11 protein-coding genes, 1 tRNA gene and 1 pseudogene are annotated in these 14800 nt (G+C 39.5%); 12 read left to right on the forward strand and 1 reads right to left on the reverse strand.

What is annotated here, in order from left to right:
• Positions 1 to 72 precede the first annotated feature (72 nt).
• The 8 genes from AC5SLP_RS07020 (at position 73) to pdxY (ending at position 8366) form a co-directional block, all read left to right on the forward strand.
• Positions 73 to 1482, forward strand: a complete 1410-nt coding sequence (locus AC5SLP_RS07020; protein ID WP_495254446.1) for a DASS family sodium-coupled anion symporter — start codon at positions 73 to 75, stop codon at positions 1480 to 1482.
• A gap of 202 nt (positions 1483 to 1684) precedes the next feature.
• Positions 1685 to 2536, forward strand: a complete 852-nt coding sequence (locus AC5SLP_RS07025; protein ID WP_495254447.1) for a fumarate hydratase — start codon at positions 1685 to 1687, stop codon at positions 2534 to 2536.
• 10 nt (positions 2537 to 2546) lie between these two features.
• Entirely contained in the window at positions 2547 to 3110 is a 564-nt protein-coding gene (locus AC5SLP_RS07030) for a Fe-S-containing hydro-lyase (protein ID WP_495254448.1), read from the forward strand.
• Between the two features lie 219 nt (positions 3111 to 3329).
• Positions 3330 to 4589: a lactate racemase domain-containing protein gene (locus AC5SLP_RS07035; protein ID WP_495254449.1), complete on the forward strand. Its 1260-nt coding sequence runs from the start codon at positions 3330 to 3332 to the stop codon at positions 4587 to 4589.
• Positions 4590 to 4598: 9 nt separating this feature from the next.
• Positions 4599 to 5816 (forward strand): nickel pincer cofactor biosynthesis protein LarC, encoded by a 1218-nt coding sequence (gene larC / locus AC5SLP_RS07040; protein ID WP_495254450.1) that lies wholly within the window; start codon positions 4599 to 4601, stop codon positions 5814 to 5816.
• Positions 5806 to 6609 (forward strand): ATP-dependent sacrificial sulfur transferase LarE, encoded by an 804-nt coding sequence (gene larE / locus AC5SLP_RS07045; RefSeq protein WP_495254451.1) that lies wholly within the window; start codon positions 5806 to 5808, stop codon positions 6607 to 6609. The genes larC and larE overlap by 11 nt, the downstream gene beginning before the upstream one ends.
• A gap of 10 nt (positions 6610 to 6619) precedes the next feature.
• Positions 6620 to 7366: a nickel pincer cofactor biosynthesis protein LarB gene (larB, locus tag AC5SLP_RS07050; RefSeq protein ID WP_495254452.1), complete on the forward strand. Its 747-nt coding sequence runs from the start codon at positions 6620 to 6622 to the stop codon at positions 7364 to 7366.
• Between the two features lie 151 nt (positions 7367 to 7517).
• A complete protein-coding gene (gene pdxY, locus AC5SLP_RS07055; protein WP_495254453.1) occupies positions 7518 to 8366 on the forward strand; it encodes a pyridoxal kinase PdxY in 849 nt (282 codons plus the stop codon).
• Positions 8367 to 8405: 39 nt separating this feature from the next.
• Here pdxY and AC5SLP_RS07060 read toward each other — a convergent pair whose 3' ends face one another.
• On the reverse strand, positions 8406 to 10307 hold the full coding sequence (locus AC5SLP_RS07060; protein WP_495254454.1) for a PilZ domain-containing protein: 1902 nt from the start codon (positions 10305 to 10307) through the stop codon (positions 8406 to 8408).
• 103 nt (positions 10308 to 10410) lie between these two features.
• On the opposite strand from AC5SLP_RS07060, the gene murA reads away from it, so the two are divergent.
• From murA to AC5SLP_RS07080, 4 genes and pseudogenes are all read left to right on the forward strand, one after another.
• Positions 10411 to 11679, forward strand: a complete 1269-nt coding sequence (gene murA, locus AC5SLP_RS07065) for a UDP-N-acetylglucosamine 1-carboxyvinyltransferase (protein WP_495254455.1) — start codon at positions 10411 to 10413, stop codon at positions 11677 to 11679.
• 3 nt (positions 11680 to 11682) lie between these two features.
• Complete coding sequence (locus AC5SLP_RS07070) at positions 11683 to 12879, forward strand: molybdopterin molybdotransferase MoeA (RefSeq protein ID WP_495254456.1); 1197 nt, start codon at positions 11683 to 11685, stop codon at positions 12877 to 12879.
• Positions 12880 to 14103: 1224 nt separating this feature from the next.
• Positions 14104 to 14454, forward strand: a pseudogene (locus tag AC5SLP_RS07075) (methyl-accepting chemotaxis protein); the annotation flags it as partial.
• Between the two features lie 267 nt (positions 14455 to 14721).
• Positions 14722 to 14796, forward strand: a tRNA-Gly gene (locus tag AC5SLP_RS07080).
• Positions 14797 to 14800 lie beyond the last annotated feature (4 nt).

Genomic DNA, 14800 nt, shown 5'->3' on the forward strand with positions numbered 1-14800 from the left:
TTCGTCGCCATATAATTACATCAGTCTTAATTATGAGATGTTGAGTAAAATTTATTTTTATGGAGGTTTGCAATGTCGAAACAAGCAATCAATATGCTGATTCCAGTGTTGGTCTTGTTAGTCGTTTGGTTTATCCCTGCTCCTGAGGGATTGAGTGCTGTCGCTTGGCACTTTATGGCAATCTTTTTAGCCGTCGTTGTCGGTCTAATTATTGAGCCAGTTCCAGCTGCGTTAGTTGGTTTAATTGGTGTTTCATTGGCTGCCCTTTTAGGCTTAGTCGGTAAAACATCAGGTGCGAACATCAAGTGGGCACTTTCTGGTTTTTCAAACGCTACCATTTGGCTGATCTTTGCAGCATTTATGTTTGCGATGGGTTATCAAAAAACAGGTCTTGGTAAAAGAATTTCTCTTATCATGATTAAATATATGGGTAAAAGTTCATTAGGCCTTGGCTATGCTGTTGCATTTGCTGACCTTGTTCTTGCGCCATTTATGCCATCAAACACAGCTAGAAGTGGTGGTACGATTTATCCAATCGCGATTAACATTCCACTTATCTTCGGATCAACTCCAGAAAATGAACCACGTAAACTTGGCTCATACCTCTGTTGGGTAGCGATTGCTGCAACAACAGTTACAAGCTCAATGTTCATTACAGCACTTGCTCCAAACGTATTAGCGGTTGATCTTATCAGCAAAGGTGCCGGTATTACAATCGAATGGGGTACTTGGGCAAAAATGATGCTTCCAATTATGGTGCCACTTTTCTTAATCACTCCATGGTTAGCGTATGTGCTTTATCCACCAACCCAAAAAAGTTCACCAGAAGCTCCAGCTTGGGCTGCTGCAGAACTTAAAAAAATGGGTGCGATTACGTTTAAAGAAATCTTGATGGGTCTTTTTGCTCTTCTTGCACTTATTCTTTGGATTTTTGGTAAAGAACTTAATGTGAATGGTACAACGGCTGCTATCGTTGTTGTCTCTTTGATGGTTCTTACAAAAGTTATCTCTTGGGATGATGTTATTAGTAACAAAGGCGCTTGGAACGTACTCGTATGGTTCTCTACTTTAGTTGCACTTGCAAGCGGTCTTAAAGATGTTGGTATTTTGGCATGGATTGGTAAAATGGCAGAAACTTCATTGTCTGGTCTTTCTCCAATGGCAATGATGATTTCTATGATTGTTGTATTCTTTGTCCTTCACTACTTCTTTGCCAGCGTTACAGCACACGTAACTGCATTGATTCCTATCTTTGTTGTTATCGCAGTGAAATTTATCGCTCCAGAGCAAATCCCAGCATTTATGATCCTTCTAGGTGGTAGCCTTGGTATCATGGGTATTATTACTCCATATGGTACAGGTCCTTCTCCACTTTGGTATGGTGCAGGTTATATCTCTCAAGGTAGATGGTGGTTCTTAGGTGCAATCTTCGGTGCACTTTACCTCGCTGCTCTCATCTTAGGTGTATTTATTTACCTATAATGTTTGAAAGTACATCCCCTTGTGGGGTGTACACTTTTACAAATCTTTACATGTAAAGATTTGTAGAGGTGCCCTCCTTTTAAATGTAAACTCAACAACGCACCTCTACCTTGAATTTAGGTAGAATAGAGTTGATGTTATAGCTTAGGGTGAAGCTATAACGTCAGTTCTAACCAAAAATAAACTTTTTCGGAGAGGAAAAATGAGAGAAATTAAGTACGAAGACATCGTCAAAAGTGTTAAGGATATGATCCTTTACAGTGCTACCAATCTACCTAAAGATGCTTATCAGGCATTGCAAACTGCATACAACACTGAAAAAAGTGAAGTATGTAAACAAGTATTGAAACAGCTTTTAGAAAATGCTGATATAGCGGCAAATGAAGCAAGACCTCTTTGTCAAGACACTGGTTTAGCCGTGTTTTTTGTGAAAGTAGGCGAAGACCTTAAAGTGGTGGGCGGTAGCTTAAAAAAAGCAATCAATGAAGGAACAGAACAAGGGTACAAAGAGGGTTATTTAAGAGCATCAACCTGTCATTGGGACACACGTGCAAATCTTAAAGACGAAGTGGGTTATAACCTTCCAGCAATCATTCATTTTGACCTTGTAGAAGGCGATGTGCTCGATATTGAATACGCAGCAAAAGGTGGCGGTTCTGAAAACGTCTCACGTGCGACTGTTTTCCCTCCTGCAAAAGGTAGAAAAGGTATTATCGAATACGTTAAACAAGTTATTTCAGATGCGGGTCCAAATCCATGTCCTCCATTAACCGTTGGTGTCGGTATTGGTGGAACCTTTGAAAAAGCGGTTATCTCTTCTAAACATGCACTTTTTAGAGAACTAGGAAGTAAAAATCCAGATCCAACATTGGAATCAATGGAAGAAGAGTTAATGCACCTTCTTAACAACTTAGGTATCGGTGCTATGGGTATGGGTGGAACCAATACGGTTTTGGGTGTTCATATTGAGAAAAATCCATGCCATATTGCAAGTTTACCAGTGAGTGTAAACGTTCAATGCCATAGTTCTAGACACATGCATATCAAGTTATAAGGAGAAGATTATGAGTAAAACTTATCATTTAACAGCACCACTTAGCGAAGCAGATGTAACACCACTTAAAGCAGGCGATATTGTTTATTTAACGGGCGTTGTTTATACAGCACGTGATGCCGCGCATAAAAAATTAGTTGATCTTCTTGATGAAGGTAAAGCATTACCATTTGATATGAAAGGTGCGGTTATTTATTTTGTTGGACCAACGCCTCCAAAACCAGGTGACCCAATCGGTAGTGCGGGCCCTACAACCTCTTACAGAATGGACTCTTACTCTCCTCGTTTGATTAATGAACAAGGTCTTAAAGGTATGATTGGTAAAGGTAAACGTAACCAAGACGTTGTGGATGCTTGTGCGAAATCTAAAGCGATTTATTTTGGCGCAACGGGTGGTGCTGGTGCACTTTTGGCACGTCAAATTAAAAGTGCAGAAGTCATTGCGTATCCAGAACTTGGACCTGAAGCAATTCGTAGACTTGAAGTCGTTGATTTTCCTTTGACAGTTATTAACGATACTTACGGTGCTGATCTTTATAAAATTGGTCGTGCTCAATACGAAGTATTTGAATAGAATTTATTAAATTGCTATCCTGTGAAAGAGGTGTTTTTTCACCTCTTTCGTGTTCTTTCTCAAAAAAATCATCAATTTTTAGTTTTGTGTGTTTTGGAGTTGGTCAATTAAATGTTAAAAGAGTATAACGGTGATAAAATATCACATATATGGTATTTTATTGGAAAACATTTTGGTTAGTTCTTTTTTTTTATTTTTAACGGTGATAAAGGATAATGTATGAAAGTAAGTGTTGGGTATGGAAAAGAGGAAAAATTTGACTTGGATATTTGTGATGAACAGTTAGTGGGTGTGTACAGCCCCAACAGTGTTGTTAAAATTGATTATAACCGCGCTATTGATGACGCATTAGCGCATCCGCTTGGAAAAGAGAGTTTTGATACATTTTGCGATACCAATGAACGTATCGTTTTTATTGTGAATGATGGCACGCGCCCTACTCCTACGCGAAAAGTTTTAGCGCGTATCTATCCTAAAATTAAAGACAAAGATATCTATTTTATTGTTGCGACGGGATGCCATAGAGCGCCCAGCGAGGAAGAGTGGCATTTTATTTTGGGTAAAGAGATATACGAAGATTTACATGTAAAAAATCGCCTCTGGAGTCATGACTCTCGCAACGATGCGATGGTCTATCTTGGAAAATCCACTAATGGCACGGAGATGTACCTCAATAAAATCGTAGCAGAAGCAAAAAAAGTGTGTGCTATTGGCTCTGTTGAACCGCACTATTTCGCAGGCTACACCGGTGGACGAAAAGCATTTTTACCGGGTGTTGCTGCCTTTGAGACCATTCAGCAAAACCATCTTTTAGCCTTGCACCCCAATGCGCAAGCACTCTCTTTAAAAGGCAATCCTGTACATGAAGATATGATGGATGCGATGAGTGTATTAGGTCATATTGACGTGTTTGCGATTATGACTGTACTGGACAGTGACCATGATATTTGTGCTGTGAGCGCAGGTGATTTAAGTGACTCTTTTTATGCGGCGATTGATAAAGCCGATGAAGTCTTTTGCGTGAATATCCTTGAAAAAGCGGATATTGTGATTTCCGTAGCTCCCTATCCGATGGATATTGACCTTTATCAGTCTCAAAAAGCTTTGGATAATGGCAAATTGGCATTGAAAGAAAACGGCATTCTCATTATGGTCGCAAAATGCCGTACGGGTATCGGCGAAGAGGGATTTTTTAAACTGATGAGTTCAGCGCCATCGGCTCAAGCGGTATTAGATAAAATCAAATGCGGTTATAAACTCGGTTACCATAAAGCGGCAAAAATGGCTGAAATAAACCTTTGGGCACAAAGCTGGGCGGTCAGTGAACTGAGTGATGAAGAGTTAAAAGCGGTGCATTTAAAGCCTTACCACGATTTACATGTAGCCTTGGATGAAGCCATCAAAGAAAAAGGAAAAGAGGCTCGTATTATTGTGCTTCCTTTTGGCTCTATTACGGTTCCCAAATTGGCAAATAAATAAGGATTACGGATGAGAGTTCTCTATTATGACTGCTTTAGTGGTATTAGCGGCGATATGAATTTAGGCGCTTTACTGGATTTAGGTGTAGAAGAGGCGCATCTAAGGCACGAACTCTCAAAATTATCGTTGGATGACGAATTTGATTTGGTCATTGAGCACGCAACAAAAATGGGCATAAGCGGCACGAGTGTTCATGTCAATCTTACGTCTGAACATCAGAAGCCTTGGCAGACACATCCACATCATGAACATGTTCATGGAGAGCATCGTACCTTTCAAAGCATTGAAGCATTGATTCAAAAAAGTGCATTAAGCAACGTGGTAAAAGAAAAAAGCATCGCTATGTTTTGGTTAATAGCCAAAGCTGAGGGAAAAATACATGGAAAAGAACCCTATGAAGTAGCCTTTCATGAAGTGGGTGCCGTGGATTCTATTGTTGATATTGTGGGCGCTGCGATTTGTTTAGAGGCTTTACATGTAAAAAAAATTGTTGCCTCTCAAATCGAACTGGGTGGTGGCTTTGTACAGTGTGCGCATGGTACGTTACCCGTCCCCGCTCCTGCTACGATGGAAATACTCACACATGTACCCATCACGCTGAATCGCGTGCCTTTTGAGACAACAACACCTACGGGAGCGGCTATATTAAAAGCCAATGTCAATGCATTTTGCGAAAAGCCATCGATGGTTGTTGAAAAAATTGGGTATGGCATCGGGCATAAAACGTTTGAGATTCCCAATGTCTTAAGAGTGTTTTTAGGCGAAGACAATGCAATGCAAAAGCAAGAAGAGTGCGTATTGGAGACCAATATAGACGACATGAGCCCTGAAATACTGGCGTATGCGCAAGAAAAACTCTTTGATGCAGGCGTAAAAGATGTCTATACCACCGCTATTACGACAAAAAAAAATCGTTTAGGCGTGAAACTGAGTGTTTTGGTGAGTCTTGAAAAAAAGCAAGAAGCTATTGATATTATCTTGCATGAAACCACTTCCATTGGGCTTAGAAGCTATCCTGTTGAGAAAATTGCGTTAGAGCGTCGCATCGTAACCGTGCAAAGTGTTTATGGACCTATTCGAGTTAAGTGTGCCTTTCACAATGGAAAAATGCTGAAATACAAAGCCGAATACGAAGAGTGCAAACGCGCTGCTCTCACCCATAATGTTCCGATTGCAAACGTGTATGAAGCCATTACCCATTTAATGAGAACCTATCATGATTTATAAAAAATATGAACGCTTAAAAGAGCGTCTAGCCTCGTATCAAAAAATGGTCATTGCCTTCTCTGGAGGTGTGGATAGTAGTTTTTTACTTAAAGTTGCGCATGATGTGTTACAGGAAAATGCCAAAGCGCTGTTTATCTCAACCCCGTATATCGCGCATTGGGAGAGGGAAGATGCCCTGAGTATTGCTCGTGAGATAGGTGCGCCGTGTGAAGTGATTGAAAAAGCATGGTTAGATGCATTGCGTACTAACCCACAAAATCGCTGCTATGTGTGCAAGCACTCTTTATTTTCTGCACTCTTAGACTCTGCTAGCCAACAAGGTTTTTTCAACGTAGCCGATGGGAGTAATGCGGATGATTTAAAAGAGTATCGTCCGGGTCGTGTGGCATTGCAGGAGTTACACATTCAATCCCCTTTAGTAGAGGCGGAACTGACCAAAAGTGAAATTCGCCAGCTCTCGAAAGAGTTGGGGCTTAGCACATGGGATAAACCCTCTTATGCGTGTTTATTAACACGGTTTCCTTACGAAAAACCCATCAGTGAAAAAGCGCTAGAGATGGTTAGCCTTGCGGAGGCGTATTTGATTGATGAGGGGTATTCTGATATGAGAGTGCGTTATGATAACGCTGTTGCAAGGATTGAGATGCCTTTTACATGTAAAACACATTTCATTCACGATGTTCGATTAGAAGCGATATGTGCGCACTTCAAATCGTTGGGGTTTTTACATGTAACCTTAGATTTAGAAGCGTATCGACACGATTCGTTGAACGAATCAAAACAAAACGTTTAAGGAAGTCGCTATGTGTGTTCATTCATTTGAAAAGCTCCTTGAAGCCGTCAAAGGTGGAGAATTGAGCATTAAAGAGGCACTTTTAAAGATAAAACACTACCCCTTTGAAGATATGGAATTTGCTAAAATAGACCATCATCGCTCCTTAAGAGTTGGCTATCCAGAAGTGATTTACGGAGAGCGTAAAACGACAGAGCAAATTGTGCAAATTACGCAAAAACTGCTTGAAAAAGAGAATAATATTTTAGTCACAAGAGCCTCTTTAGAAGCGTATGAGGCTATACATCGCCTCTATCCTGAAGCTAGGTACAATGAATTAGGTCGTACCATTACGATTGAAAAAGAGGTGTTAAGCCCTCCTTCTAGCTACATTGCCATTCTTGCAGCGGGAACGTCTGATTTGTACGTGGTTGAAGAAGCGTATGAGACAGCAAAGATTTTAGGCAATGATGTTAAAAAAATTGTTGATGTGGGGGTGGCGGGTATTCATCGTCTGTTTGCACATTTAGAAGTTATCCAAAATGCCAAAGTGGTCATTGTGATTGCTGGAATGGAGGGCGCACTGGCTAGCGTTGTGGGAGGCTTGGTCGATAAACCCGTCATTGCCGTACCAACGAGTGTGGGGTATGGTGCGAGTTTTGGCGGTGTTGCCGCACTGCTTTCGATGCTCAATTCGTGTGCGAGTGGTGTCAGTGTTGTGAATATCGACAATGGCTTTGGCGTGGCGTATAACGCGAGTATCATTAACCATCTTTAGTGAAGCATTACATGTAAAAAAACATCTCACATCATCGGTTTGATTTTTTTACATGTAAATTCCAAAAACGCTAAAATTTCACCCAAAAAATCGGATACTATTTACTCTATATTTGTTACAATACTTCGAATTTTTTAAAAGGCATTTTATTATGAATATTTTATCCATCCAATCTCACGTTGTATTCGGTCACGTCGGTAATGCCTCCGCGACTTTTGCGATGCAACGCTTGGGTGTTGAGGTCTGGCCTTTGCACACCGTTCAGTTTTCAAATCATACAGGGTATGGTTCATGGAAAGGACGCGTGTTTGATGGCTGTTTTATTGACGAATTGTTAGAAGGCCTTGTGCAACGAGACGTGTTAAGTCGTTGTGACGGTGTTGTTTCTGGCTATATGGGCTCACCCGATTTGGGTTATGCGATTTTAGGTGCTGTGGAACAGGTGAAAAAGGCCAATCCAAAAGCGCTTTATTGTTGTGACCCTGTCATTGGCGATGTGGGACGTGGTATTTTCGTACGCCCTGGTATTCCAGAATTTATGGTAGAACACGCTCTCAGCGTAGCTGATATTATCACCCCAAATCATTTTGAATTAGAGTACCTATCTCATCAAAAAGCATTTACAAAAGAAGCGTTTAAAGAAGCTATCAAAACCGTGCACCAAAAAGGTCCTCGCATCGTTTTAGTGACATCTGTGCATCTTGATGAAACGCCCGAAGATGCTTTAGACTTGGTTGTTGCTGAAAAAGGAGCATTTTGGAGAGTTCGCACGCCAAAGCTTAGTGTGGAGCTTAATGGTGCAGGCGATGCCATAGCCGCACTCTTTTTTGTCCATTATCTACAAACACAGTGTGCTAAAACTGCGCTTGCTAAAGCGGCTTCTTCGGTTTACGGTCTGCTGAAAAAAACAGAAGATGCACACTCAAGAGAAATTTTACTGATTAAAGCGCAAGAGGAGTTGGTTCATCCTTCTTGGGTTTTTGAAGCGGAAGAACTTTAAGTATGAAAATGAACCAGCGTTAAAAGTAGCGTTGGTTCATTAATTGTAGGCTTTGGTAGCCCGTTTGATTTCAGCGATGAGCTCTTTTTGACGGTTATACATGTAACGAAGCAGATAATCATCGTAAGGCTTCGGTAAATTATCGAGTAAGACCACCACTTTGGTGTAGTCCTCTTTTTGGATGAGCGACGTGACTTTGGCTGCAATATCCATAATGACATATCCATGCTCGCCCTCTTCATTCGGAAGTGAAAAATTCAGCCTGATATGCTGGTTTAATATCTCTTCTTCTCTAAAATTTTTATTGACCTTAATGGCGATGGAATTCACCGATATATCAAGAATATCCCCTTGTGCGGAAGAACGATGCGCGTATTTAATGAGAACGGGTGTGCGTATGCTGGTTTGAACACGCGTATGTTGCCTACTATTGGCACTGTTGCTCATAAATGAGAGGTTTTTGATGATAACCAAAGAGCGTTTGATATCCACTAAAGAGACAATTGCTTTAATGTCTTTTGGGAAATTGGGTGCTTGAAGCACGGTTTCTCCTTCAAGTTGCATTGCATAGCCTTGAAGGTTTTCACAATTGAGGTAGTAGCTGTCATCACTCATCTTCAGAATGTATGAATTGGTATTGATACAAAGACCTTTGTAGATATTTAAGAGCTTGATAGGAATTTTATTATTGACACAATTGTGCATCAAATAAGCGATTTGTTCTCTCTCTTCAATGACGTTATCTAGGTATTCTAACTCATAATATTTGATTTTTTCAATGTCATTAGGTAAGAGATTTTTCGCATTTATCTTTTCGATGTAATCAATGACTTCATTTAAATCACTTGATTCAACTTGAAATGCTGATGAGAGAATGATAGGCGTGATTTTTTCATGGATGGTTGCGTTGATGAGCTCTTGTTGAATATGGCGTGTTTGCTCGCAGGTATGCTCAAACGTCTTGTTCTCACCTAAAACGATGTAAAGGTTTGGACTCCACTGAACAATCTCTTGCCCCTCTTCTCTGAGTTGAAACAGATGTGAAATCAAATTTTTAAAGGCTTCATAAAGTGTTGAACTCGTAAAGGTTTTGCTGAGTTTATCAAGGTTGGATATATTGACTAAAATAAGCGAAATAGCCGCATTGGTGACACTTTGCTGGGCAAGACGGTCTTTAAGTCTATCGACAAAATCAAAACGGTTCAAAATAGTAGAACAATTTTTTTGTTCACTTTCGGGATCGTAGTTAATTAAGGTAACAATCTTTTCATTGCTTTTAGGAAAGGATTTGATAATGCATAAGTATACATCGCGTTCTTTGGCCGCATTTTCAATAACAACACTTCCCTCTGCATCTTCATTTGCACGCAAGGCTTCACCTAACTCTTCATCACGATTAATTTTACGTTGTATCTCGCTGAGATTATTGGTTTCATAGAGCTTTTTTGCCTGCCCATTGGCATACGTAAGCGTCTCTCCTTGGAAAACAAGAAACGGAAAAAAATGCTCTATCTTTTTTTCAAGTTCTATCTTTTGAAAGGTATAGAGTTTTTCATCCAGTTTATTGGCGTTTTTAGTGAAGATAGAAAAGAGTAACGCTTCGTCATTTTTGAGTGGCAAAACATCGGCACTACCAAAATGCAACGCAAACTTTAGCAAAAGCCTATTTTCGACATCGTCCGCAAAAATATACGCCATAATAGGTTTATGTCTTGTAAAAATCCCTAGGAGTAATTTGAGTTTTTCTTTGGAACTATCGCCAATTTCAATAAATAAAATATCGGTTGCAGGAATAGAATGTGTATTTTGAGTGAGGTCGTACGTAGAAAAATGTGAATGTTCCTCTTTTATTGAGTCAAAAAGCGTTAATTTTTTTTCAGAAAAATAAAGATGCGCAATTGTCAAATACCGTGTTTCGAGCAAAAACTGTTCTAAAACCATTGGATTCCCTCACAATCATATCAATTCTAATTCTACCAGAATTCATAGAAAATTTAATCATTTTTTGACTACAATAGATGCATCTTTTACAAGGAACTCTAAAATGATGTATTATTTGGCTATTCAAGGAAAACAAAAATTAAGTGGCTCGGTCTCTATTTCAGGGGCTAAGAATGCTGCTCTTCCTCTTTTAGCACTGACACTTCTTTCAAAACGAAAATTAACCATATCCAATATTCCTGAAGTTGCAGACGTTAAAACCCTTTTACAACTTTTATCCAATCTGGGCGCAACATTTGCTTTTACCAATAAAAATGTCGTTCAAGTCGATGCAACTACAGTCAATTCAGCATGTGCGAATTATGACATTGTTCGTAAAATGCGTGCGTCTATCTTAACCTTAGGACCATTGCTCGCACGTTTTGGACATTGTGAAGTCTCACTGCCCGGTGGTTGTGCCATTGGTCAGCGCCCGATTGATTTGCATTTAAAAGCATTGGAGCAAATGGGAGCGGAAATTGAAATCAAGCAAGGCTATGTTTTAGCAAGAGCTCCTAAAGGCTTAAAAGGTGCGACCATTATTTTTGATAAAGTGACCGTCACAGGCAGTGAAAATATCATTATGGCGGCGGCTCTTGCGCATGGGACGACGACATTGGTGAATGTGGCAAAAGAGCCTGAAGTCGTTCAAGTCTGTGAAGTATTGCTCGAAGCTGGTGTCAAAATAGATGGTGTTGGAACTTCAAAACTCATCATTGAAGGAAGTGGAGGAAAACTGCTTGACATCCATGATTTTCGTGTGATTCCAGATCGTATTGAAGCTGGAACCTACTTATGTGCAGGCGCTATCACCAAATCAAAAATTACGCTCAAAAACGTCTATCCAAGGCATCTAGATGCCGTCATTCTCAAGCTTGAACAGATGGGCTTTAAAATTGATGAGACTGAAAATAGCCTTACCTTACATCCTGCGGAGAAAATTTTACCTTCTGATATCGAAACATCAGAATACCCTGGTTTTCCTACCGATTTACAAGCGCAATTTATGGCATTATGCACGCAAGCAAAAGGCACGAGTATTATTGATGAACGACTTTTTGAAAATCGTTTTATGCATGTGAGTGAGCTTGGGCGTATGGGCGCTAGTATCAAACTGAAAGGACACAGTGCAACCGTAGAAGGTAAAATGAAACTCAATGCCGCTGATGTTATGGCAACCGACCTTCGCGCAAGTTCTGCACTCATTTTAGCGGCGCTTGTAGCAGAGGGAGTTACGAAAATTCATCGTATTTATCATCTTGATAGAGGTTATGAAGATTTAGAAGGTAAATTTTCAAAATTAGGTGCGAAAATAGAACGATTAGAGGAATAGATAATGCCAAAAGAGACAAGCGTCAGTTTTAACGAAGCCGTACAAAGAACATTAAATCTAGTGATACAAAAGCCTCACTCTGAATGGGTGAGCATCTTCCACGCACTTGGAAGAACCTTGTGCGCTGATATTACATGTAAAAAGAATCTCCCTTCGTATAATAATGCGGCACTCGATGGTTTTGCATTTAAATACGCGCCAAATTTAGAAACATTAAAGATTAAAACAACAATTTTAGCAGGCGATATTATTGAGCCTTGCCTAGGCGAACATGACTGCTACAAAATAATGACAGGCGCAAAAGTTCCTAATGATGCGGATACGGTTATCCCTTTTGAAGAGTGTGTCTCTTATGACACACACACTATTCAGCTCCCCTCCTCTCTTAGATCTGGCAATGCGTTACGCCTTAAGGGTGAAGAAGAAAAAGTCGGTACAGTTTTATTATCTGCGGGAGATGTTCTTGGCTCACGTGAAATTGCTATTCTTGCATCGCAAGGTATTAGCATGGTGCAAGTGTATAAAAAACTCCATATTGCTGTTTTTTCAACAGGAGATGAGCTCAAATCGCCATGGGATGTTGCCAGTGAAGATGAAATTTATGATATTAATGCCTTAGCGCTCATATCTTTATTTGCAGAATACGGTTTTGAAGCAGCGTATTGCGGCGTTATCCCCGATAATTTAGAAGCCGCAACCAACTATTTTGCCCAAATGAAACAATATGACGTCTTAGTCACCAGTGGCGGAGTAAGTATGGGAGAAGCAGACTTTGTAGAGCGAGCCTTGCTTTCAAATGGTTTTAGCGCACAATTTCATGGTATCAATATTAAACCAGGCAAGCCAACTATGATGGGGCAAATGGGCAATACCATTGTTGCATCTATGCCTGGAAATCCATTGGCAGCTTATGTCAATGCATTTGTTTTTTTAGTGCCATTATTAAAAAAACTACAAGGTCAAAAAAAGTTTAATTATGAAGCAATTAGTGCTATAAATCAGGAAGAATTCAGCGTAAAATCAGGTCGTGTGAATTTTGTTTTAGGTTTTTATCACGAAGGAAAATTTCAGGTTTTTGGCAAAAATAAATATGGATCAGGGATGATAAAACCATTAAAAGACAGCAATGCGCTTTGGATTAGCGATGAAGGAACGCAGAAGGTTGAGATGGGAGAACGAATCAACATTCTATTACTTTAAATGATAGACTATGAGGATTTATTTCTTTTTTCACAAATAGTTCAAAAAACTTGACCTTTTATATGATTTTAGATAGTATGGTGACCCAAAATATGACAATTGCAACTATAAAGGTAGGTTATGTTCGGTAATGTAAAGATTTCGACCAAGCTTCTAATTATCTCCATTGTGACTGTTTTAGGATTAGTCATCCTTTCTTACATAAGCATCAATTCAAGCATCATTGGTAAAAATTCGCTTGAAACCATTTATGAAAAAAATGTTGTTCCCGATAGTGAAATTACATTGGCTCGTACAAACTTCGAGATGATTTTAAATGACCTTATTCATGTTACCAGTGAATTCCTTCCCACAGGTCAAGCCAAAGAACGTCTGCCTATTATTGAAAAACAGATGAATGAATTTTTTGCAAAGGCGCTTAAAAGTGATTTTTACGATGAACCTGTCTTGAAACAAAATCTTAATGAGGCATATGAACGTTATACTCAAAAAATTGCTCCTAAACTCAAGCGCATCCATGAGCTTTACGTAAAAGATAATCGTGAAGATATTGGCGATATGGCAGTTGAAATTGAAGCAGATTGCAAATATATTTCCGAGCGCTTTGCCAATATTTCCAAGTTTACCACTAAGCGGGTGAAAGATATAAGTGTTGAAATTAGCGCAAAGCTTCACAATAATCTTTATATCGTTATTGTTGTTTCCTTACTCATTTTGATGATTACGTCAAGCCTATTGCTTGCGATTAGCCGCTATATTGTGAATCGCATCAGACGAATTGGTGAACATCTCTCATTGATTACCCAAGATTTAGCACTCAATCGCCCCATTGTCATTGTAAATAATGATGAAATTGGGCATATTAGTGAGAATTTGAATTCTCTTCTTTCTACACTGCAACAGGCGTTAATTAAAGCAAAAGTAACGATGGCTTCTAACTCCGAAATCAATAAAAGCATGCAAAGCTTTTCACATAAAATTACCAGTGTTGCAGAAGAGCAAGATCGCATTGTCGATAATGTTAAAACACTTACCTCCAAAATTAATCGTGAATTGCAAGAATCACGCGATATCTCTGAAACGTCAGCAACGTATATGAAAGAAGATTATGCGATGTTAGATGTTATGATTGAAACGCTCGATGAAATCGTTGAAAGTATTAATCGTGTTAGCCAAGAAGAACAGAATATATCTTCTAAAATGCATGATTTAGCAGAACAAACAACACAAATTAAGTCTGTGCTTGAGATGATTAAAGATATTGCTGATCAAACAAATTTACTTGCATTAAACGCTGCGATTGAGGCAGCACGTGCGGGTGAACACGGACGAGGATTTGCTGTGGTTGCCGATGAAGTGCGAAAACTAGCTGAACGCACGCAAAAATCTCTTTCTGAAATTGACGTGACCATTAGTGTCGTCGTTCAAAGTGTCTCTAGTGCAAGTGAAAACATTAAAGACAACAGTCAAAAAGTCATTGATTTGAATGAAAATGCGATTAAAATTTCTTCAATGGCCAATGAGACCAAAGTGAAGACATCAAAAAGTCTTGAAATCACTAACATAGCGTATGAAAAAGCCATTAGTATTTCAAAAGAGATCGATCAACTCACCAATGGCGTCGAAGAGGCAACGGGGCTTGCACATGAAAACAAGCAAGTTGCTGATAATTTGATGGGTGTCTCCAATAATTTAAATTTTGCAACGGCGGAATTGGAAAAAGAGATCAATATTTTCAAAGTTTAATAACGCATCCTAAGCCCTTTGAAATCTATTTGTGCTACAATTGTTGCTATAAAGATTGACATAAAGGGTTTTTTTTGCTAAAATTCCGTCCGTTTTGCGGGAATAGCTCAGTGGTAGAGCACAACCTTGCCAAGGTTGGGGTCGCGAGTTCGAACCTCGTTTCCCGCTCCATCTT

Source organism: Sulfurospirillum sp. E15m, assembly GCF_059415145.1.